Source organism: Cupriavidus gilardii, assembly GCF_013314895.1.
GTDB classification, from domain to species: domain Bacteria; phylum Pseudomonadota; class Gammaproteobacteria; order Burkholderiales; family Burkholderiaceae; genus Cupriavidus; species Cupriavidus gilardii_C.
On the sequence record NZ_JABTYE010000011.1, the window covers coordinates 138,566 to 159,249 of the forward strand.

The window sequence follows — 20,684 nt, forward strand, 5'->3', positions numbered from 1 at the left end:
CTCAGCCCTGCGCGCCGCCCCCCAGACGCTTGCGCATCTCGATATGGGGAATGCCCGCTTCCTCGAACGGCTCGCCGACCTGCTGGAAGCCGACGCGGGCGTAGAACGGCGCCGCATGCGATTGCGCGTTGAGCACCAGCTCGGGATAGCCGAGCTCCTCCGCCTTGGCCATCAGCGCATCGAGCACGCGCGCGCCGATGCCGGTGCCGCGCGCGCTGGCCAGTACCGCCATGCGGCCGATATGGCCATCGGGCAGCAGCCGGCCGGTGGCCACCGCGACGCCGTGCGCGTCATAGGCGATCGCATGCCAGCTGGGCTCGTCCCATTCGTCCCACTCGAGTTCGACCGGCACGCCCTGCTCTTCGACGAACACGGCATAGCGGATCGCGCGCGCGGTCTCGCGCGCTTCGGACCAAGGCAGCAGGCGAACGGTGAGGGTCATGGTGAGAGAGATGACGCGTCGGTTGGCGAGGATCGGCATGATACTCGCGTCGGGCCGATCTTTCAGCGGACCTTCTTGGGACCGGCAATATGGCCACAATACAGGCCGCCCATCGCCCTGCAAGAAACGACTTCATACGGACAATCCGGAGCCCCAGCATGCCGGATTCGCATGGCTGCCGCGCTGGCGTGAAGGCGGCGAACCGCTCGCCTTCATCGGGTCCGCCATGCCTTCATGGCCGACTCCCTTGCCAGCGTCAGCGGGTCGGGCTCGGGGTCACGCTGCAGCGGCACGGCCGGCGTCACGCCGAGCAGCGGTTTACCGCGTTCGCGCGCGAATAACGCCAGGCAGGCGATGGTCTTCCGATCCGAGCGCACGCGCGTGTCGCGTTCGGCGGATATCGCGGACGATCGTTTCGACCGACGCGCTCGACGACGGATCGTCGAGCACCGTAGCGACGATGACCATTGCACTTCGGCCAGCACCGCTATTGCAATGGACAATGGGCAGCAAACTGGCCGACCAGCGCGCCGCCCGGATGCGGGCGCCGAGCCAGGCCAACTCCGCCGACGACATGATGCCGTTCTTGCCCGTTTGGCGCAGATGCACGACCTCGACATCGTGGCTGCGCGACTCCAGCTCGCGCGTTGGATTGGCCGAGCCTTCCTTCACCCGGATCACACCGGTGCTGATGCTGTCCAGGCCGGACTCCGTCAAGGGCGACATCGGCTCGATGGCCTGGATCTCGATCAGCCAGGACTCCCGGCAATACATGCCGCCGTGGGCCAGATACGAGCCAAGCAGGCCCGGCTCGTCCGCGGGCAGCATGTGCCGGACTTCTGGCGGGATGTAGCGCAGATCCGCGCGTGCCGCGCTGGGCCGGAAATAATCGGGCATCCGTTCCTGGGGATTGGCGATTTCCGCGTCCGAGCCCAGCACCACGATCAACGGCGGATGATCGCACAGCAACTGCTTCAGAAATGCGATCAGACTCTCGCCGGGCAAAGGGTGCTGGGTTGCGACGGCGATCGGCTTGCCTTGCACGCTGACCGTATTGCCGTTGAGCCAGGTACCTTGATACCAGTGCTGCTGTCGCGGCCATGCCGTGCGCGATTCGGGCTGCAACCCGTTGTAGCGGTCGCCCGGGCGCGAAGCGAGATAGCTCGCTTGTTGCTCGATTTGCGCGGTGTGCTGAGCGAGCCGGGACATCAGTTGCCTGAAGTCCTCGCAACCCTTGATCGCCTGCAGCGGGGTTCTTGGAGCGGGATCTACGGCGGCGGCCGGCGGCGTGAACACCTCTCGGGCCAGATCGGCAGCCTGCGTCAATGGCTCTGGCGTCTGCACCAGCACCACGAGCGAGCCATCGTGCAGATGACCTTGCCGTTGCGCGGCATCGTCGTTGGTGGGCGTCGTGTCGGCCGGCGCCGTGGCGCTCGATGTCGAGGACGTGCCGGATGCGATGGTGTGATGACCGAGCATGGTTGTACCCTCCAGGAAAGAAGGGCTGAGCCTGCCAGATCGGAAGGCGGGCTTCTTGCGCTTTTCGCGCGGCTCAGGGCGATCTGGGGAGGCAATCGCGCATGCGGCCCTACCGCACTACCGCACGAGCTCCTGTCGCCTGTCGCCTGTCGCCTGTCGGTCGATGCCGCCCACTGTCGCCCTACTGCTCCGGCGCCACCTGCTCATACCCGATGATCGCCTCGCGCACCGCCGCCGGCACGGGCGCCGAGCGCTGCGTCGCCGGATCGGCGCAGACGTAGACGATCTCGCCGGTGATCAGGTGTTCGTCGCCGCGATACATCTCGACGCGGAACAGCATGCTGGAGCGGCCGATGCGCGCGATGCGGCCGCGGATGTCGAGCATGTCGTCGAAGCGCGCCGAGCCGTGGTATTCCAGCGTGGATTTGACGACGTACATGTCGACGCCATGCGCGTGCAGCACGTCCTCGGGATAGCGGATGCCGACCGCGCGCCAGTACTCGGTCACGCAGATATCGCAATAGGTCAGGTAATGCGCGTTGAAGACGATCGACTGTGGATCGACTTCGGCCCAGCGCACGCGCAGGGGCATGCTGTGGCGAAACTCTTCCTTGGCCATGCGGGGTCCTCGGGAAAGACAGCGTCGGCAGAACATCGTCGCCCCCGCGAAGGCGGGGGCCCAGCGGCTTTTGCACGTGGCAAGGCAAGCCACTGGGTCCCCGCCTTCGCGGGGACGACGGATCAAAGGCCCTCGGCGAGGGCGCGCATCGCCTTACTGCGGCCGCGCCAGCCCCAGCTTCTCGATGATGGCCTTTTCCTTCTTGACCGTGTCGGCGGCGAACTTCGCGTACTGCTCGCTGTTCATGTAGAACGGCTCCATGTCGAACTTGGCCAGCGACTCGCGGTAGTTCGGCATTTCCATCGCCTGCTTGAAGGCGTCATGCAGCTTCTTGACGATCTTCGGGTCGGTGCCCTTGGGCGCGGCCAGGCCGAACGGCGAGGTCTGCACGATGCCCAGGCCCAGCTCCTTGAGCGTCGGCACATTGGGGAAGCGCGGCGAGCGCTTGTCGCCCCATACCGACAGCAGGCGCAGACGGCCCTGCTCGACGTACGGCGCCCACGCCGGCGTGTCGGCCACCGACATCACGTGGCCGCCCAGCAGCGCCTGCATCGACTCGGAATTGCCCTTGAACGGGATGTGCGAGAACTGGACGTTCTGCTTCATCGCCAGCTCTTCCATCGTCAGATGCAGCGTCGTCATCGAGCCGGGCGTGCCGTAGGTCAGCTTGCCCGGGTTCGCCTTGGCGTAGGCGATGTACTCCTGCATGGTCTTGATCGGCGAATCGGCCGGTACCACCAGGCCGAAGGCATAGCCCGCCAGGTTGATCACATAGGTCAGGTCCTTGACCGGGTCCCAGTTGATCTTGGTGGTGTACGGCAGGCGGAACACCGGCAGCGGGATCTGCGCCAGCGTGTAGCCGTCGGGCGGCGTGGCCTGCATCATCTGTGCCGGCAGCACGCCGCCGGCACCGGGCTTGTTCTCGACGATCACCGGCTGGCCGAGGATCTTCGAAGCGTTCTCTGCCAGCACGCGGAACGGGATATCGGTGGAACCGCCCGCCGTGTAGCCGATGATGAGGCGGATCGGCTTCTGCGGGAAATTGTCCGCCTGCGCATGAGCCGCGGGCGTGGCTGCCAGGCCGGTTACCGCTGCAGCGGCGATGGCGCCCGCACGGGCGAGGAAGTGGCGGCGTTGCATCTGTAGTCGTCTCCTATTGCTACAAGGTACTGCTCGGGTACTCGTTACTGCCTGAAAAACCGGGGTTTCTGCGACCGCCTTGGCTTGGCTTCGAGTGCCGCCCTAGCCGGGCGGCGCGGTGCCGAAGGCCGTTCGCAACGCGCGCACGGCATCGTCGTGCGCGCGCGCCACCGCCGGGACGAAGCGTCCCAGCTTGAAGAAATCATGGATCATGCCGGGGTAGTCCGCCACTTCTGCCGGCACGCCGGCCGCGCGCAGCTTGTCGGCATACGCCACCCCTTCGTCGTGCAGCGGGTCGTAGCCGGCCACCGCGATCCAGGCCGGACAGCAGCCCTTGACGTCGGCGCCGGTGCCGCCGCCGTCCAGCGGGGCGAAGCGCCAGTCGTCGCGGCTCGCCTCGCGGTCCAGATATTGCGCGAAGAACCACTGGATCATCGACGCGGTCAGCAGATAACCGTCGGCCAGCGCCCGCTGCGACGGCGTGTCCTGGCGCGCACTGGTGCCCGGATACAGCAGCATCTGCAGCACCGGCGCAAGGCCACGGTTGCGCGCTTCCACCGCGCAGGCCGCGGCGAGCGTACCGCCGGCGCTGTCGCCGCCGAGCGCGATGCGGCCCGGATCGGCGCCCAGCCGCGACGCCTGTTCGAAGACCCAGTGCAGCACGTCGAAGGCGTCGTCGACCGCCGTGGGGAATTTCCATTGCGGCCCCAGCCGGTAGTCGACCGACAGCACCATCGCATCGGCGCGCGCGCACAGCAGCCGGCACAGCGGCTCGTGCGTGGCGATGCTGCCCACCGTGAAGCCGCCACCATGGAAGTACAGCAGCAGCGGCAAGGGCTCGGCCCAGCTCGCCTCGCGCGGCGCATAGAGCCGCACCGGAATCGGATGGCCGTCGCGGGCCGTCACCGTCATGTCCTCGATGCTGTGCACCGGTTCGGGCGCCACGTCCAGGATCAGCGCGCTCTTCTCGTAGGCGACCTTGGCGTCGGCCGGCTCGAGATGATGCAGCGGCGGCCGCTTGGCGCGCGCCACCATGTCCAGCAGCTGCGCGATCTGCGGATCGAGCGGCTGCGCCGGCATGCCTGGCATGCTGGGCGGGAGCGCGGGCGCGGGGTACGCGGACGGGACGGCTGACATGAATGGCGTGGCGATGGCGCGGCCGGGATTCCGGTGAAGTTCGAATTGTGAACGAGCGTTCGATTTTAGTATGATGCCAGCGCTTTGTGGGAATCCCGGTGCGGAAAATGTCGCAACGCGACACCGCGTTTGCCCCCTCCCCGCCCGACGGAAAACGCTGCGACAATCGTCCGGGCCTGGATATGCAACGCCCCGCCGGCATGGCAGCGCAGCACGATGCCGCCACCCGCTCGCCCTCGCCGACATAACAATCACGGAGACAAGCACGATGGCCTTTATCTATTACCTGACCCATATCCATCTGGATTTCGGCGCGGTCAAGCTGCTGAAGTCCGAATGCGAGCGCATCGGCATCCGCCGGCCGCTGCTCGTCACCGACAAGGGCGTGGTCGCCGCCGGCATCGCGCAGCGCGCCATCGATGCGCTGCAAGGGCTGCCGGTGGCCGTGTTCGACGACACCCCGTCCAATCCGACCGAGGCGATGGTGCGGCAGGCGGCCGCGCAATACCGCAGCGAAGGCTGCGACGGCCTGATCGCGGTGGGCGGCGGCTCCTCGATCGACCTGGCCAAGGGCATTGCGATCCTCGCCACGCACGAGGGCGAGCTGACGACCTACGCCACCATCGAGGGCGGCAGCGGCAAGATCACCGAGCGCGCCGCGCCCCTGATCGCGGTGCCGACCACCTCCGGCACCGGCAGCGAGGTCGCGCGCGGCGCGATCATCATCCTCGACGACGGGCGCAAGCTCGGTTTCCACTCCTGGCATCTGCTGCCCAAATCGGCGATCTGCGATCCCGAGCTGACGCTGGGCCTGCCGCCCGGACTGACCGCGGCCACGGGCATGGACGCGATCGCGCATTGCATCGAGACCTTTCTTGCCCCGGCCTTCAATCCGCCGGCCGACGGCATCGCGCTGGACGGACTCGAGCGTGCCTGGGCCCATATCGAACGCGCGACGCGCGACGGCAGCGACCGCGAGGCACGCCTGAACATGATGAGCGCGTCGATGCAGGGCGCGATGGCGTTCCAGAAGGGCCTGGGCTGCGTGCACTCGCTGTCCCACCCGCTCGGCGGCCTGAAGATCGACGGCCGCACCGGCCTGCATCACGGCACGCTGAACGCGGTGGTGATGCCCGCGGTGCTGCGCTTTAACGCCGACGCGCCGAGCATCGTGCGCGAGGACCGCTATGGACGGCTGCGCCGCGCCATGCATCTGCCGGCCGACGCCGATGTCGCGCAGGCGGTATACGACATGACCGCGCGCCTGGGCCTGCCGACCGGGCTGGCGGCGATGGGGGTCACCGAGGCGATGTTCGACAAGGTCGTGACCGGCGCGCTGGCCGACCATTGCCACAAGACCAATCCGAAGGAAGCGAGCGCCGAGGACTATCGGCGTATGCTGGCGGAATCGATGTAAGGCTCATTCGATGTAAGGCTCAATCGGTACCAGGCGCATCGGGCGCAAGGAGGCGGGCATGGCTGGCGAACACTTGCAGGTGGTGCACGGCGATATCACGCGGATGGAGGTCGATGCCATCGTCAACGCGGCCAACAGCGGCCTGCTCGGAGGCGGCGGCGTCGATGGCGCGATCCACGGCGCGGGTGGCCCGGCCATCATGGCGGCCTGCCGCGAGATCCGCGAGCGAGAGGGCGGCTGCCCGACCGGCCAGGCGGTGATCACCACCGGCGGCCTGCTGCCGGCTCCGTACGTGATCCACGCGGTCGGCCCGGTCTGGCGCGGCGGCAACGAGAACGAGGACGCGTTGCTGGCCAGCGCCTATCGCAACAGCATCAAGCTCGCTGCCGAGCATCGCCTGCGCACGCTGGCCTTCCCGAACATCAGCACCGGGGTCTACGGCTTCCCGCGCGAACGCGCGGCCGATATCGCGATCGCGGCCGTGCGCGAAGCGCTGGCGGAAGCGGAGACCATCGAACAGGTGACCTTTGTTTGTTTTGACGACGAGAACTACCGGCTGTATCGCGAACGGCTGGGCGCGTTTGGCGGGCTTTGACGGTGGGGGGATAGCGGGCGCTGGTTGCGCTCGCCTCCCCTCTTGCCCGCTAACCCAACGCACCCCGAATCAACCGATTGATCCGCTCCGGCTGCTCGTGCACGACCCAGTGCGTGCCTTCGGGAATCCGCTCCAGCCGCAGCTGCGGTACGAAGCGGTCGAGCCCGTCGACCAGCGACTTCGGCAACGCCCGATCGTTCTCCCCCCAGATCACCAGCGTTGGCACGCGCACGACGAAGGACTCCGGGTCGAGCCGCGACAGATCGGGCGGCGGTTCGCCCGGCGCCGGCGGATGCAGCGGCGAGGCGCGATAGTAGTTGACGCTGCCGGTCAGCGGATGGGACCCGGCCTCGCCCGGCTGCGACCACGCGGCCAGGTACTTGTCGCGGGTCTCGCCGGTGAACCAGTCGGGCGGCGCGTCGCCCCCGGACAGCAACGCTGCGAGCCGGCCGTAGTTGTCGGCCGCCAGCACCTCCTCGCAGCCCGGCTTGCGCAGCCAGTTCATATAAGCCGACGCCGCCTGCTGCTGCGGATCCTCCGCCAGCGCGCGGGCGAACAGATACGGGTGCGGCGCGTTGACGATGACAAGCTGCTGCACCAGCGCCGGAAACTGGATCGCCAGGTTCCAGCAGACCGCCCCGCCCCAGTCGTGCGCCACCACCACGCAGCGGTCGTAGCCCAGCGCCGCGACGAACTGCACCAGATCCTCGACCAGATGGCGCGGCTTGTAGGCCTCGACCGCGGCCGGCTTGCTCGACAGATTGAAGCCGCGCAGATCCGGCGCGACCGCAAAGTGGGTCTGGCCGAATTCCGCGAGCTGCGCTTCCCACGCGTACCAGAATTCCGGAAAGCCATGGACGAACAGCATCAGCGGCTTGCCGCGCTGTCCCGCGCTGGCGTAGTGCAGCCGCATACCGTTCGGCAGCGAGGCGTACTGCAGATGATGGATCACGGCCGGTGTGCTCATGGTCTCCTCTCTGTGATGTTTGTCCGGTCGTCCCCTTGATGGCGGAGACGACGGTTGCGATGCATGCTCCGTGCCTACGCCATCAGTCCTTGCTCAGTCCCGCAGCGCCGCCACCAGCTCATCCCGCACCTGCGGCTTGCCCGCAAAGGGATCGCCGGGGTTGCGCTGGCCGACGATGTCCTCGAAGCGCTGCTGCACCGGCGCCAACGCGTGCGGATGCGAATAGATATAGAAGCGCTGCTCTCGGATCGCATCGAAGGTCATGCGCGCCACGTCCTCGGCGCTGACCTTGCCCGACGTGACCGCCTTGTCCGACAGCGCCTGCGCGACCAGTTGGGAGCGCGTCGGCGGCGCCTCGTTGCTCAGGTCGGCCGGACGATTGCGGTGCGACTGGTGGATGCCCGTCGGCACGAAATACGGGCACAGCAGCGAGCAATGCACCTGTTCGGTCACCAGCGCCAGGTCCTGGTACAGCGACTCGGACAGCGACACCACCGCATGCTTGGAGACGTTGTAGATCCCCATCGCCGGCGGATTCAGCAGCCCCGCCATCGACGCGGTATTGACGATATGGCCTTCGTACGAGGCATCGCGCGCGGCGGCCTCGAGCATCAGCGGCGTGAAGATGCGCACGCCGTGGATCACGCCGTGCAGGTTGACGCCGAGCACCCAGTCCCAGTCCTTCTGCGAGTTCTCCCAGACCAGCCCGCCGGCGCCGACGCCGGCATTGTTGAACAGCAGATTGACCTCGCCGAACGCCTCGATCGCGGCATCGGCCAGCGCCTGCACCTGCTCGGCCTTCGATACATCGACGCGCAGCCCGATCACGCGGGCGCCCTGGGTGCGCAGTTCGGCCACCGTGGTGTCCAGCGCGTCCTGCTGGACATCGGCCAGCACCAGCCGCATGCCCAGCGCCGCGCCGAGGCGCGCGAATTCCTTGCCGAATCCCGACGCGCCGCCGGTGATCACGGCCACTCTTTCCTGGAACTGCTTCATCGTGGTCTCCTTCTCGATGCCGGCGCGGTCCGGTTTCCCGGTGGCTCGCTCTGCTGGCGGCCTCGTCCGCGCCGGTTGCTCCCCGGACCTTCGCTGCCCCCTGCGTCAATCGAGCAGGTCGGGCTGCTCCTTGACGATGCGCGCGTACAGCGGCTGGAACTGGAACCAGCCGGCCTGCGCGGTGCCGACGATCGAATAGGCCTGGCGCGCCGCGGCGTCCGAAATCGTCTTCGGCGCGCCGCCGGTGCGCGCCGCGGCCGCCTCGGCCAGCAGCTGCACCTGGCACGAGCGCTCCATCGTGATGAACCACCAGGCCGCCTCGTCGACCGTGCGGCCCACGGTCAGCAGCCCGTGGTTCTGCAGGATCACGGCCTTGTTGGACCCCAGCGCGTTGGCGATGCGCTGGCCCTCGTCGAGTTCGACCACTACGCCGCCGAAGTCGTCGTAAACCGCGTGGTCCTGGTAGAACGCGCAGACGTCCTGCGTCAGCGGATCGAGCGGCCGGCCCAGCGTCGACCAGGCGCGCCCATAGGTGCTGTGCGAATGCGCGGCCGCTACCGCGTCCTCGCGGGTCTGATGCACCCGCGAGTGAATTGCGAAGGCGGCCGCATTGACCGGATGATCGCCCTCGACCACGTTGCCGTGGTGATCGCAGCGGATCAGGTTCGACACCTTGACCTGGCTGAAATGCACGCCGAACGGATTGACCCAGAAGGTGTCGGGAAACTCAGGGTCGCGCGCGGTGATATGGCCGGCCACGCCCTCGTCGAAGCCGAACTTCGAGAACAGCCGGAAGGCCGCCGCCAGACGCTGCTTGCGGTGCAGGCGCTCCTCGGCATGGGTCTCGAAGCGCGGCGGACGCGGCAGCACGCGGTACTTTGCCTTGATTTCCTCGGGCAGATCGGCGCCGATCTCGTCGGCGCGGCTGGCACGCGGCGGTGCCTGGATGGGAGCGTTCATCGCGGTCTCCTGCGGGTAACGAACGGATAACGAACGGGTAGCGAGCGGGTAGCGAGCCGGCGGGTCAGATCAGCTTGACCAGCTGCTTGCCGAAGTTCTTGCCCTTGAGCAGGCCCATGAAGGCCTCGGGCGCGCTCTCCAGCCCCTGCGCGACGCTCTCGCGGAACTTGAGCTTCCCCTGCGCCACCGCGCCACCGAGCTCGGACAGCGCCTGCGGCCACACGTCCATGTGCTCGGAGACGATGAAACCCTCGATCTTCAGCCGCGACACCAGGATCAGCTGCGGATTCTTCATCGGCAGCGGCTCGCCGTCATAGCCGGCGATCATGCCGCACACCGCGATGCGGCCGAACGGATTCATCCGCGACAGCACGGCATCGAGGATCTCGCCGCCGACGTTCTCGAAGTAGCCGTCGACGCCTTGCGGCGTGGCTTCCTTGAGCATCGTGTACAGCGCCTTGGGATCGGACGCCGCCTTGTAGTCGACGCAGGCATCGAAGCCCAGCTCGTTGACCACGTAGTCGCACTTCTCCTTGCCGCCGGCGATGCCGACCGCGCGGCAGCCAGCCATCTTGGCGAGCTGCCCGACCACGCTGCCCACCGCGCCCGAGGCCGCGCTGACCACCACGGTCTCGCCTGCCTTCGGCGCGATGATGCGGTTCAGGCCGTACCAGGCGGTGACGCCGGGCATGCCGACTGCCCCCAGATAGGCCGACAGCGGGATCCTGCTGGTATCGACCTTCTGCATGCCGCTGCCGTCGCTGACGCCCATCTCCTGCCAGCCGAACATGCCCAGCACCTTGTCGCCGACCGCGTACCTGGGATTGCGCGAGGCCACCACCTCGCCGACGGTGCCGCCGATCATCACCTCGTTCAGCGGCTGGGGCGTCGCGTACGACTTGCCTTCGTTCATGCGGCCGCGCATATACGGGTCGAGCGACAGATAGTGGTTGCGGACCAGCACCTGGCCGTCGGCCAGCTCGGGTACCGGCACTTCCTCGAGCCGGAAGTTGTCCGGCGAGACGGCGCCGCTGGGACGGGAGGCGAGGACGATGCGCTTGTAGGTATCGGACATGGGCGTTCCTTTGTCGGGTAGTCGTGGAAGTTGGCGTGCAGCGTTTGGCGTTTTGGCGTTTCGGCGTTTCGGTATTTGAACGTTGGCGCCGACGCTATCGTTGCATCAGCGCGAGCGCCAGCGCGCGGTAGGCACGCAGCGTGATCGGGTCGTTGGCAGCATTGCCGGCGATCGGATGCGAGGCGTAGCGCACGATGGTCATCTCGGCCTTCGGATCGATATGAATGCGCTGGCCGAAGATGCCGCGCGCCTCGAACACGCCGTGATCGTCGTGCGAGACCCACCACATATCGCGATAGCTCCAGCCAGGCAGATGAGCATAGACCGATTTGGCGAACTTCGCGCGGTCGCCGCCGCCGCGCACCTCGGCGACCACCGCGGCGGGAATCACCTGGCGGCCGTTGAAGCGGCCGTTGTTGCGCATCGCTTCGCCGAAGCGGGCCAGGTCGCGCAGCGTGGTGCTGATCGCCCCGCCGCCGCCCGGCGTGCCGATGCTGTCGACGGTGAAGTAGGCGTCCTCCTCGGCGCCGAGCGGCTGCCACAGCTTGTCGGACATCAGCTTCGGCAGCGGCACGCCCGAGGCGCGCTGGACAATCCACGCCAGCACCTCGGCATTGACCGTCTTGTAGGCGAAGGCGCGGTCGTGCTCGCCCTCCTTGCGCAACGTGGTCAGGAACTCGTAGAAGCTGCGCGGGCCCGCGTAGTCCGGCGCGCGCGGGATCATGCCGCCGGCGCGCGCATAGTCGTTGACCTCGGCCTTCGGATCGGCGTAGTCCTCGGAGAATTTGACGCCGATGGTCATGTCCATGACCTGGCGCACGGTGGCATCGCCATAGGCGGTGTCGGCGAGCTCGGGCACGTAGCGCGTGACCGGCGCGTTCGGGTCCAGCTTGCCCTCGACCGCCAGCATCGCCGCCAGCGTGCCGACGAAGCTCTTGGTGATCGAGAACGCCGCATGTGGCAGCTGCGGCTGCAGCGCGCCGAAGTATTTTTCGTAGACGACCTTGCCCTTGTGCATCACCAGGATGCCGTCGGTATAGGTCAGCGCCAGCATGTCGGCAAAGGTTCGGCGGGTGCCGTCGGCATCGACGAAGGGCACGGCACCGATATCGTGCTCGGCGCGCGGCAGCGCGGAGACGGGGCCGGGCCCGCGCCAGACCGACACGGTCGGCACCAGCTCGCGCACGTGCGAGAACGTCCAGCGGTGCCGCGGGAAGCCATTGCTCTTGCCGCTGAAGCTGATGACCTTGTCCGGCGCCGGCGGAAAGCCCTGCATCCATCCGAGCGCGATCGGATCGGTGGCGGCGGCATCGGCATAGGTGCGCGCCGGCGGCGTCTGTGCTTGCGTGGGAATCGTCATGGCGGTCAGCAGCACGGCCGCGACGGACAGCGGCGAGGGAACGATACCGCGAACGATACGACGAACGACCTGGCGAAGGCGCGTACGCCCGCGTCGAGTTGCCTGCATGGTGTCTCCATTTGTTTTTTCTCTTTGGGTTCGGTTGGTACCGCCATACCCTGGGCGCCGCGCAGGGTCAGCCGTCGGCGCCGGTATCCGCCGCGGTGTCGGCGCGCTGCGGCGGCGAGCGGCGGACGTACTTGAAGGTGCCGGAGCTGCGCGCCACCAGCTTGCCGTCCGCGTCGACGATCTCGGCCTCGCAGAACGCCATCGAGGTGGTGCGATGCACGCAGTCGCCGCGCGCGATCAGCGTGCCGCGGCCCGGCGCCATGAAGCTGGTCTTCATCTCGATGGTCACCACGCCACGGCCGTCCTCGGTATCGGCCGAGCGACAGGCCACCGCCATCGCGACATCGAGCAGTGTCATCAGCACGCCGCCGTGCGCCATCTCCCAGCCGTTGTGATGGCGTTGCTCGATGTCCAGCTCGAGCTCGCTGACGCCGCCCCCCATATGGGTGCAGCGCAAGCCGAGGTTGTCGACGAAGGGGATCGGGATCGGGAAGCCTTTGCGGGGCTCGGTCATGGTGTGATGGTCCTTGGCGTGGTGGCGATGGCTAGGGTGTCGGTCGGGTTGCGCTGCTTGCCCTCTCCCTCGGTCCCTCTCCCGCAAGCGGGAGAGGGATGAAAACCGGTGGCGTATTCAAAGGCCAGTGGCGTTCTCCCTCTCCCTCGAACCTTCTCCTGCAGGCGGGAGAGAGATGAAAACCGGAGGCGCATTCTGGCGAGCCGGCGGTGTTCTCCCTCTCCCCTCATGGGGAGAGGGCTGGGGAGAGGGGTGGTTCAAACCGCGCTGACGCCCCCATCCACCGCCAGAATCTGTCCGGTGATGTGCTTGCCTGCCTCGGTCGCGAACAGCAGTGCCGCGCCCTTCAGGTCCTCGTCGTCGCCGAGGCGATGCAGCGGCACGCCCTCGCACATCTTGTCGACGCCCAGGCGCGCCAGCGAGCCCTGCGTCATCTTCGACGGGAAGAACCCCGGCGCCAGCGCGTTGACGGTGATGTTGTGCTCGCCCCATTCGGCCGCCAGCGTGCGCGTGAAATTGACCACCGCGCCCTTGGACGTGTTGTAGGCGATCGTCTCCATCGTGCCCGGCGGATTGCCGGCCAGCCCGGCGATCGAGGCCACGTTGATGATGCGGCCATAGCGGCGCGGAATCATCGACTGCTTGCCGATGCGCTGGGTCAGCAGGAACAGACCGCGCACATTCAGGTTCATCACCTTGTCCCAGGCCTCGACCGGATGATCTTCGGCCGGGGCGCCCCAGGTCGCGCCGGCGTTGTTGACGAGGATGTCGACGTGCCCTAGCCGTGCCAGCGTCTCGTCGGCCAGGCGGGCGATTTCATCATCGCGCGAGCCGTCGGCGGCGATCCAGTCGGCCTCGATGCCGCGCGCCTTCAGATGTTCCTGCGCGGCCTTCAGCTCGTCGGCCTTGCGCGCCGACAGCATCAGGCGCGCGCCCTGCTCGCCCAGCGCCTCGGCGATCTGCAGGCCGAGCCCGCGCGAGCCGCCGGTGATCAGCGCGGTGCGCCCTTTCAAGTCGAACAATTCAGCGATCGTCTTCATGGTGTCTCCTCGTTATTCGTTGCTGCCGTGCGGGCGCGCCGGCTAGAACCAGGCATCCTGCATGTCGAGCGTGGTGCGGTCCAGCGTCGCCAGCAGATCCAGCTGCGGACCGACTTTCGGCAATTCCCAGCGGAAGAAGTAGTCCGCCGCCGCGAGCTTGCCGCGATAGAAGTCCGCGTCCGCATGGCCTGACGGCAGCGCCGCGAGCGCGGTATGCGCCAGCATCGCCTGCTCAAGCCAGATCCACGCGACCACCACGTGGCCGAACGCCTCCAGATAGACCGAGGCATTGGCCAGCGTCACCGCCGGATCGCCGGCCGCCCACAGTTGGGCCGTGACGTCGGACAGCCGCGCAACGCGTGCGGTCAGCGCCCTGGCATGCGTGACGAGGCCATCGTCGCCGCTCGCCAGCGCGCGTTCGATGCTCGCCTGCACCACCTGCCCCAACGCCTTGAAGGCGGCGCCGTCCTTCATCACGACCTTGCGCCCCAGCAGGTCCAGGCCCTGGATGCCGTGCGTGCCTTCGTGGATCGGATTGAGGCGGTTGTCGCGGTAAAACTGCTCGACGTTGTACTCGCGCGTATAGCCGTAGCCGCCGTGCACCTGAATCGCCAGGCTGTTGGCCTCCAGGCACCACTGCGACGGCCAGCTCTTGGCGATCGGGGTCAGGATGTCCAGCAGCAAGGCCAGCCGCTGATGCTCCGCTGCATCGCCCGCCGTGGCGGCGGCGCGCTCCTCGTCGACCAGCCGCGCGCAATACAGGTTCAGCGCCAGCCCACCTTCGACATAGCTCTTCTGTGCCAGCAGCATGCGGCGCACGTCGGCATGCTCGACCAGCTTGACCTGCGGGCTCGACGGGTCCTTGCCGCCGGGGCCGACCGGCCTGCCCTGCGGCCGGTTGCGCGCGTAGTCGAGTGCGTGCAGATAGCCGGTGTAGCCGAGCATCACCGCGCCGAGACCGACGCCGATGCGGGCCTCGTTCATCATGTGGAACATGCAGGCCAGGCCCTGATGCGGCTGTCCGACCAGATAGCCGATCGCGCCCGCCTTGCCGCCCGGCTGGTAGCGCATGCCCTCGCCGAAGTTCAGCAGGCAGTTGGTGGTGCCGCGATATCCCATCTTGTGGTTCAGGCCGGCCAGCACGACATCGTTGCGCTCGCCCAGCGAGCCGTCCGGGTTGACCAGGAACTTCGGCACGATGAACAGCGAGATGCCCTTGACGCCCGGAATCAGCTTGCCGTCCGGGCCGGGGATCTTGGCCAGCACCAGGTGCACGATGTTGTCGGACAGCTCGTGCTCGCCGGCCGAGATCCACATCTTGTTGCCGCGCAGCCGGTATTGCGCGCCAAGCGGCGATTCGCCCTCGTATTCGGCGCGCGTGGTGATGTCCGACAGCGACGAGCCGGCCTGCGGCTCGGACAGGCACATGGTGCCGAAGAAGCGCCCTTCCAGTTCCGGCTTGACGAAGGTCTCGATCTGCGCCGGCGTGCCGTGCGTCAGCAGCAGATTGGCGTTGCCGATGGTCAGGAAGGGGTAGGAGCTGGTGCCGACGTTGGCACCCTTGAAATACGCGAAGCCGGCTTTCTCGACCACCACCGGCAGCTGCATGCCGCCCAGCTCGTAGTCCTGCCCGGCCGCCATCAGGCCGGCGTCGCAGAACGCCTTCAGCGCGGTCTTGACTTCGGGAATGATGGTGACGGTCTCGCCGTCGAAATGCGGTTCCTGCTGGTCGTTCTTCTTGTTGTGCGGCGCGAACAGATCGGTGGCGATCTTCTCGCAGGTATCGAGCGCGGCGTCGAAGGTCTCGCGCGAGTGGTCGGCATAGCGCGGAATGCGCGTCAGCGTTTCGACATCGAGCCACTCGTAGAGAAGAAAATCGAGGTCGCGGCGGGAAAGGATCAACGACATGGCGATTGCCGCTCCTTGGGATGGGAATGGATAGCGGGATGGGGGCGTGGGTTGCCCTCTCCCCAGCCCTCTCCCGCAAGCGGGAGAGGGGCCGGGGGAGAGGGCAACCCGCCCCATCCCAACAAAAGTACCGCTCAGCCCGCCTCGCCCATTCGCGCGATGGTGCCCTGCGCGACCGCGCACAGCTTCTCCACGCCGTCCTGGACGGCGAAGACATCGCAACGGACCACGGCCTGCTGACGCCCGCGGCTGACGCACTCGGCACGCGCGATCAAGCGTTCGCCCAGCGCGGGTCGCACGTAATTGATCTTGTATTCCGAGGTCACCACCGGCGCCGCCATCGCGGCGCCGCCGGCATAGGTCAGCGCGTTGTCGGCCAGATAGCTGACCACCCCGCCGTGGGCAAAGCCATGCTGCTGCTTCAACGGCTGGCGCAGCGGCAGCTGCAGCTCGGCATGCTGTGGCGTCAGCGCGGTCAGTTCCGCGCCGAGCAGCACCGAGAACGGCTGTTCGGCGAGGATCGCGCGGCCGTGGGCCAGCAGGTCGCCCGGCTGGCCCAGGTCGCGCGACTGGCCGCGCTCGCCGGTCTCATTGGCCGAGCCCGTGGCACCGATGGGCCCGGTGGGCCCAGCCGACCCGGCGGACGGTGTGGCGGTAGGTGCGGACACCGGCGGCCTCGGCTTACAGCACCTCGAACAGGCCGGCCGCGCCCTGGCCGCCACCGATACACATGGTGACGACCACGTACTTGACGCCGCGGCGCTTGCCCTCGATCAGCGCATGGCCGACCAGACGCGCACCCGACACGCCGTAGGGGTGCCCCACCGCGATGGCGCCGCCATTGACGTTCAGGCGGTCCATCGGGATGCCCAGCTTGTCGGCGCAGTACAGCACCTGCACGGCGAACGCCTCGTTGAGCTCCCACAGACCGATGTCCTCGACCTTCAGGCCAGTCTTCTTCAGCAGCTTGGGCACCGCGAACACGGGGCCGATGCCCATTTCATCGGGCTCGCAACCGGCCACCGCGAAGCCGCGGAACGCGCCCAGCGGCTTCAGGCCGCGCTGCTCGGCCAGCCTGGCATTCATCACCACCGCGGCCGAGGCGCCGTCGGAGAACTGCGAGGCGTTGCCGGCCGCGATCACGCCGCCGGGCATCGCCGTGCGGATCTTGGACACGCCTTCGTAGGTGGTATCGGGGCGGATGCCCTCGTCGGCCGATACCGTGACCTCGCGCGTCACCAGTTGCCCGGTGGCCTTGTCGGCGACGCCGGCCAGCACCGTCAGCGGCACGATCTCGTCGTTGAACTTGCCGGCCTCCTGCGCCGCCGCGGCACGCAGCTGGCTCTGCACGCCGTACTCGTCCTGGCGCTCGCGCGGGATGTTGTAGCGCTTGGCGACGTTCTCGGCGGTCTGCAGCATGCTCCAGTAGATCTCCGGCTTGTTCTTGACCAGCCAGCCTTCCTGGATCATGTGGCGGTTCATTTCCTGCTGCACGCACGAGATGCTCTCGACGCCGCCGGCAACGAAGATATCGCCCTCGTCGGCAATCACGCGCTGCGCGGCCATCGCGATGGTCTGCAGGCCCGACGAACAGAAGCGGTTCACCGTGGCACCCGGCACGGTGACCGGGCAGCCAGCGCGCAGCGCGATCTGACGCGCGATGTTGGCGCCGGTCGCGCCTTCGGGGTTGGCGCAGCCCATCAGCACGTCCTCGACCTCGCCCGGCTCGATGTTGGCGCGCGCGATCGCGTGCTGGACCACATGGCCGCCGAGGGTGGCGCCGTGCGTCATGTTGAAGCCGCCCTTCCAGCTCTTGGCCAGACCGGTCCGTGCGGTCGATACGATCACTGCCTCGTTCATTTGTTGCTCCTCAGTATTCTCGGTGTCTGGTGTATCTCGATGTCTCGATGTCTCGGTGGCCGCGCGCGATCGCGCAGGCCATGTCAGCCAAGCAGCTCGGCGGCGCGCACCCTGCCGACGCCGGCCTCGGCCAGACTGGCCCAGGCGGCGTCGAGCGAACCGTTCAGGTCGATCGCCCGGCAGGCGTCCTCGACCACCACCGCGTCGAAGCCTGCGGCGCGCGCGTCCAGCGCGCTCCAGGCCACGCAGTAGTCGGTCGCCAGTCCGACGCAGATCACCCGGCGCACGCCATGCTCGCGCAGATAGCCGGCCAGCCCCGTCGGGGTCGTGCGATCCGCTTCGACAAAGGCGGAATAGCTGTCGACCTCGCGCTGATGGCCCTTGCGGATCACCAGCCGCGCGTGCGGCACCGCCAATGCCGGATGCAGCTCGGCGCCGGCTTGCCCCTGCACGCAGTGCGCGGGCCACAGCACCTGCTCGCCATACGGCAGCGTGGTGGTCTGGAACGGCGCCGCGCCGGCATGGTTGACCGCGAACGACACATGGTCGGCCGGATGCCAGTCCTGCGTCAGCACCACATGCGTGAACGCCTCGGCCAGCCGGTTGATCACCGGCACGACCTGGTCGCCTTCGGGCACGGCGAGCGCGCCGCCGGGCATGAAGTCGTTCTGCACATCGATCACCAGCAGGCAATCGCTGTTGCCGAAGCGTCTTTGCATGGTCGCGTCCATCGCGTGGGTGCCGTGCCGTTCGCCGCTCAGCCGTTGAAGCCCTTGCCCTCGGCCGCCAGCTTCTTGAGCAGCGGCGCCGGCTCCCACGCTTCGCCGTGGTAGCCCTTGGCATAGCGCTGCATCGACAGCAGCACGTTGTACAGGCCGACCTGGTCCGCATACAGCATCGGGCCGCCGCGGTGCAGCGGGAAGCCGTAGCCGGTCAGGTAGACCATGTCGATGTCGGAGGCCTTCGAGGCAATGCCTTCTTCGAGGATCTTCGCGCCCTCATTGACCAGCGCGTACACCAGACGCTCGACGATCTCCTCGTCCGAGATCTTGCGGCGGGTAATGCCCAGATCCTTGGAATGCTGGACGATCATCTCGTTGACCTGCTGGTTCGGATACGGCTTGCGGTCGCCCGGCTTGTAGTCGTACCAGCCCGCGCCGGTCTTCTGGCCGAAGCGGCCCATCTCGCACAGCAGATCGGCGGTCTTCGAATACTGGATGTCCGGCTTCTCGACCGCGCGGCGCTTCCGGATCGCCCAGCCGATGTCGTTGCCGGCCAGGTCGCCCATGCGGAACGGACCCATGGCGAAGCCGAACTTCTCGATGGCCTTGTCGACCTGCTCGGGCAGCGCGCCCTCGTCCAGCAGATAGCCGGCCTGGCGGCTGTACTGCTCGATCATGCGGTTGCCGATGAAGCCGTCGCAGACGCCCGACACCACCGCGGTCTTCTTGATCTTCTTGGCGACCTGCATGACCGTGGCCAGCACGTCCTTGCCGGTCTTCTCGCCACGCACCACTTCCAGCAGCTTCATCACGTTGGCCGGGCTGAAGAAGTGCATGCCGACCACGTCCTGCGGACGCTTGGTGAACGAGGCGATCTTGTTGACGTCGAGCGTCGAGGTGTTCGAGGCGAGGATCGCGCCGGGCTTGGCGACTTCGTCCAGCTTCTTGAACACGGTCTCCTTGACGCCCATTTCCTCGAACACCGCCTCGATGATCAGGTCCGCGTCCTTGATGTCGTCATAGGACAGCGTGGTCGACAGCAGGCCCATGCGCTGCTCGACCTTCTCCTGCGTCAGCTTGCCCTTCTTGGCGCTGTTCTCGTAGTTGCGGCGGATCGTCGCCACGCCGCGGTCCAGCGCTTCCTGCTTGGTCTCCAGAACGGTGACGGGGATGCCCGCGTTCAGGAAGTTCATCGAGATGCCGCCGCCCATCGTGCCGGCGCCGATCACGGCAACCTTCTCGATCTTGCGGGTCGGGGTGTCCGACGGCACGTCGGGGATCTTGCTGGCAGCGCGCTCGCCGAAGAAGGCATGGCGCAGCGCGCGCGATTCCGGCGTGTTCACCAGGTACATGAAGCCTTCGCGCTCGATGCGCAGGCCCTCGTCGAACGGCTTGAGCGAAGCGGCCACGGCCTCGACGCACTTGCCTGGCGCCGGGAAGTTCTTCGCGACGGCGGCGACGGTGTTCTTCGCGAAGGCGAGGAAGCCCTCGGCGTTTTCATGGCGCACCTTCAGGTCGCGCACCTTGGGGTGCGGGCCCGAGGCTGCCGCGACATTGCGCGCGAACGCGATGGCCGCCGGCAGCACGTCGCCATCCACGATCTCGTCGAACAGCTTGGTGCCGCCGAACTTCTCCGACAGCACCGGGTTGCCGGTGACGATCATGTTCAGCGCGGCTTCCAGGCCGATCACGCGCGGCAGGCGCTGCGTGCCGCCGGCGCCCGGCAGGATGCCCAGCTTGACTTCGGGCAGCGCGATCTGCGCGCCCTTCGAAGCGACGCGGTAGTTGCAACCCAGCGCCAGCTCCAGACCGCCGCCCATCGCCACCGAATGCACCGCGGCGACGACCGGCTTGGTCGAATTCTCGATCACCTTGATCACCGAATGCAGCGTCGGCTCCTGCGTCGCCTTCGGCGTATTGAACTCGCGGATATCGGCGCCGCCCGAGAACGCCTTGCCGGCGCCGGTGATGACGACCGCCTTGACCGCGGCATCGTCCAGCGCACGGGTCATGCCTTCGACGATGCCAAGCCGGGTGCTGTGACCCAGGCCGTTGACAGGGGGATTGTCGAGCGTGATGACGGCGATGCCGTCCTGAACCTGATACTGCGCTGTCATGCTGGTTCCTTTGGTGTCTTGGTTGTCTCGGGATTCGAATTCTCGAATATTGTTTTACTTCGGCTGCGCCATCGGTATCCCGGTGCGCCTTGGGAATAGTAGGCGCGAGCCGGCTGCCCGGGGAGGCGAGCGAAACAAGCATACACAAAATAGAACGGTCGTTCAATTTCTATTTTGACCGTTATGGAAGCGGGTTTTGAGGCAATTCTTAGCTTCATGAGGCGCGTG

Annotated in this window: 19 protein-coding genes; 2 read left to right on the forward strand and 17 right to left on the reverse strand. The window is 67.3% G+C overall.

Going from position 1 to position 20,684, the window contains the following annotated elements:
- Window position 1: 1 nt before the first annotated feature.
- The 5 genes from HTY53_RS13065 to HTY53_RS13085 all read right to left on the reverse strand — a co-directional run bounded on the left by HTY53_RS13065 (window position 2) and on the right by HTY53_RS13085 (window position 4,760).
- Complete coding sequence (locus tag HTY53_RS13065; protein WP_174106950.1) at window positions 2-442, reverse strand: GNAT family N-acetyltransferase; 441 nt, start codon at window positions 440-442, stop codon at window positions 2-4.
- 318 nt (window positions 443-760) lie between these two features.
- On the reverse strand, window positions 761-1,921 hold the full coding sequence (locus tag HTY53_RS13070) for a hypothetical protein (protein WP_174106951.1): 1,161 nt from the start codon (window positions 1,919-1,921) through the stop codon (window positions 761-763).
- A gap of 181 nt (window positions 1,922-2,102) precedes the next feature.
- Entirely contained in the window at window positions 2,103-2,540 is a 438-nt protein-coding gene (locus HTY53_RS13075; RefSeq protein ID WP_174106952.1) for a YbgC/FadM family acyl-CoA thioesterase, read from the reverse strand.
- Between the two features lie 153 nt (window positions 2,541-2,693).
- Window positions 2,694-3,680 carry a tripartite tricarboxylate transporter substrate binding protein gene (locus HTY53_RS13080; protein WP_064573510.1) on the reverse strand — a complete coding sequence of 329 codons (987 nt, stop codon included), beginning with the start codon at window positions 3,678-3,680 and terminating at the stop codon, window positions 2,694-2,696.
- A 102-nt stretch (window positions 3,681-3,782) separates the two neighbouring features.
- On the reverse strand, window positions 3,783-4,760 hold the full coding sequence (locus tag HTY53_RS13085; RefSeq protein WP_438820953.1) for an alpha/beta hydrolase: 978 nt from the start codon (window positions 4,758-4,760) through the stop codon (window positions 3,783-3,785).
- Between the two features lie 325 nt (window positions 4,761-5,085).
- On the opposite strand from HTY53_RS13085, the gene HTY53_RS13090 reads away from it, so the two are divergent.
- Window positions 5,086-6,234, forward strand: a complete 1,149-nt coding sequence (locus HTY53_RS13090; protein WP_174106954.1) for an iron-containing alcohol dehydrogenase — start codon at window positions 5,086-5,088, stop codon at window positions 6,232-6,234.
- Between the two features lie 58 nt (window positions 6,235-6,292).
- Window positions 6,293-6,829, forward strand: a complete 537-nt coding sequence (locus tag HTY53_RS13095) for an O-acetyl-ADP-ribose deacetylase (RefSeq protein WP_174106955.1) — start codon at window positions 6,293-6,295, stop codon at window positions 6,827-6,829.
- A 49-nt stretch (window positions 6,830-6,878) separates the two neighbouring features.
- On the opposite strand, the gene HTY53_RS13100 is transcribed toward HTY53_RS13095, so the two are convergent.
- From HTY53_RS13100 to HTY53_RS13155, 12 genes are all read right to left on the reverse strand, one after another.
- Window positions 6,879-7,796: an alpha/beta fold hydrolase gene (locus HTY53_RS13100; RefSeq protein WP_174106956.1), complete on the reverse strand. Its 918-nt coding sequence runs from the start codon at window positions 7,794-7,796 to the stop codon at window positions 6,879-6,881.
- Window positions 7,797-7,889: 93 nt separating this feature from the next.
- On the reverse strand, window positions 7,890-8,792 hold the full coding sequence (locus HTY53_RS13105) for an SDR family oxidoreductase (RefSeq protein ID WP_174106957.1): 903 nt from the start codon (window positions 8,790-8,792) through the stop codon (window positions 7,890-7,892).
- Between the two features lie 105 nt (window positions 8,793-8,897).
- A complete protein-coding gene (locus tag HTY53_RS13110) occupies window positions 8,898-9,752 on the reverse strand; it encodes a class II aldolase/adducin family protein (RefSeq protein WP_174106958.1) in 855 nt (284 codons plus the stop codon).
- Window positions 9,753-9,816: 64 nt separating this feature from the next.
- On the reverse strand, window positions 9,817-10,827 hold the full coding sequence (locus HTY53_RS13115; protein ID WP_174106959.1) for an NADP-dependent oxidoreductase: 1,011 nt from the start codon (window positions 10,825-10,827) through the stop codon (window positions 9,817-9,819).
- 94 nt (window positions 10,828-10,921) lie between these two features.
- A complete protein-coding gene (locus tag HTY53_RS13120) occupies window positions 10,922-12,187 on the reverse strand; it encodes a serine hydrolase domain-containing protein (RefSeq protein ID WP_254599943.1) in 1,266 nt (421 codons plus the stop codon).
- Between the two features lie 175 nt (window positions 12,188-12,362).
- Entirely contained in the window at window positions 12,363-12,809 is a 447-nt protein-coding gene (locus tag HTY53_RS13125; protein ID WP_006577666.1) for a PaaI family thioesterase, read from the reverse strand.
- Between the two features lie 257 nt (window positions 12,810-13,066).
- Complete coding sequence (locus tag HTY53_RS13130; protein WP_174106960.1) at window positions 13,067-13,849, reverse strand: SDR family oxidoreductase; 783 nt, start codon at window positions 13,847-13,849, stop codon at window positions 13,067-13,069.
- A 42-nt stretch (window positions 13,850-13,891) separates the two neighbouring features.
- Window positions 13,892-15,757, reverse strand: a complete 1,866-nt coding sequence (locus HTY53_RS13135; RefSeq protein ID WP_174106961.1) for an acyl-CoA dehydrogenase — start codon at window positions 15,755-15,757, stop codon at window positions 13,892-13,894.
- Window positions 15,758-15,891: 134 nt separating this feature from the next.
- The gene (locus tag HTY53_RS13140) at window positions 15,892-16,317 is read right to left on the reverse strand and encodes a PaaI family thioesterase (RefSeq protein ID WP_338019000.1); all 426 of its coding nucleotides are present in this window, start codon (window positions 16,315-16,317) and stop codon (window positions 15,892-15,894) included.
- 121 nt (window positions 16,318-16,438) lie between these two features.
- Window positions 16,439-17,617, reverse strand: coding sequence for an acetyl-CoA C-acyltransferase (locus tag HTY53_RS13145; RefSeq protein WP_174106962.1), 1,179 nt, complete (start codon window positions 17,615-17,617; stop codon window positions 16,439-16,441).
- Between the two features lie 83 nt (window positions 17,618-17,700).
- The gene (gene pncA / locus HTY53_RS13150) at window positions 17,701-18,336 is read right to left on the reverse strand and encodes a bifunctional nicotinamidase/pyrazinamidase (RefSeq protein ID WP_174106963.1); all 636 of its coding nucleotides are present in this window, start codon (window positions 18,334-18,336) and stop codon (window positions 17,701-17,703) included.
- Window positions 18,337-18,374: 38 nt separating this feature from the next.
- A complete protein-coding gene (locus HTY53_RS13155; RefSeq protein WP_174106964.1) occupies window positions 18,375-20,456 on the reverse strand; it encodes a 3-hydroxyacyl-CoA dehydrogenase NAD-binding domain-containing protein in 2,082 nt (693 codons plus the stop codon).
- Window positions 20,457-20,684 lie beyond the last annotated feature (228 nt).

Coding starts and splice junctions, on each gene's coding strand:
- HTY53_RS13065 (WP_174106950.1), bottom strand. CDS start 442: ATGACCCTCACCGTTCGCCTGCTGCCTTGGTCCGAAGCGCGCGAGACC.
- HTY53_RS13070 (WP_174106951.1), bottom strand. CDS start 1,921: ATGCTCGGTCATCACACCATCGCATCCGGCACGTCCTCGACATCGAGC.
- HTY53_RS13075 (WP_174106952.1), bottom strand. CDS start 2,540: ATGGCCAAGGAAGAGTTTCGCCACAGCATGCCCCTGCGCGTGCGCTGG.
- HTY53_RS13080 (WP_064573510.1), bottom strand. CDS start 3,680: ATGCAACGCCGCCACTTCCTCGCCCGTGCGGGCGCCATCGCCGCTGCA.
- HTY53_RS13085 (WP_438820953.1), bottom strand. CDS start 4,760: ATGCCGGCGCAGCCGCTCGATCCGCAGATCGCGCAGCTGCTGGACATG.
- HTY53_RS13090 (WP_174106954.1), top strand. CDS start 5,086: ATGGCCTTTATCTATTACCTGACCCATATCCATCTGGATTTCGGCGCG.
- HTY53_RS13095 (WP_174106955.1), top strand. CDS start 6,293: ATGGCTGGCGAACACTTGCAGGTGGTGCACGGCGATATCACGCGGATG.
- HTY53_RS13100 (WP_174106956.1), bottom strand. CDS start 7,796: ATGAGCACACCGGCCGTGATCCATCATCTGCAGTACGCCTCGCTGCCG.
- HTY53_RS13105 (WP_174106957.1), bottom strand. CDS start 8,792: ATGAAGCAGTTCCAGGAAAGAGTGGCCGTGATCACCGGCGGCGCGTCG.
- HTY53_RS13110 (WP_174106958.1), bottom strand. CDS start 9,752: ATGAACGCTCCCATCCAGGCACCGCCGCGTGCCAGCCGCGCCGACGAG.
- HTY53_RS13115 (WP_174106959.1), bottom strand. CDS start 10,827: ATGTCCGATACCTACAAGCGCATCGTCCTCGCCTCCCGTCCCAGCGGC.
- HTY53_RS13120 (WP_254599943.1), bottom strand. CDS start 12,187: ATGACGATTCCCACGCAAGCACAGACGCCGCCGGCGCGCACCTATGCC.
- HTY53_RS13125 (WP_006577666.1), bottom strand. CDS start 12,809: ATGACCGAGCCCCGCAAAGGCTTCCCGATCCCGATCCCCTTCGTCGAC.
- HTY53_RS13130 (WP_174106960.1), bottom strand. CDS start 13,849: ATGAAGACGATCGCTGAATTGTTCGACTTGAAAGGGCGCACCGCGCTG.
- HTY53_RS13135 (WP_174106961.1), bottom strand. CDS start 15,757: ATGTCGTTGATCCTTTCCCGCCGCGACCTCGATTTTCTTCTCTACGAG.
- HTY53_RS13145 (WP_174106962.1), bottom strand. CDS start 17,617: ATGAACGAGGCAGTGATCGTATCGACCGCACGGACCGGTCTGGCCAAG.
- pncA (WP_174106963.1), bottom strand. CDS start 18,336: ATGCAAAGACGCTTCGGCAACAGCGATTGCCTGCTGGTGATCGATGTG.
- HTY53_RS13155 (WP_174106964.1), bottom strand. CDS start 20,456: ATGACAGCGCAGTATCAGGTTCAGGACGGCATCGCCGTCATCACGCTC.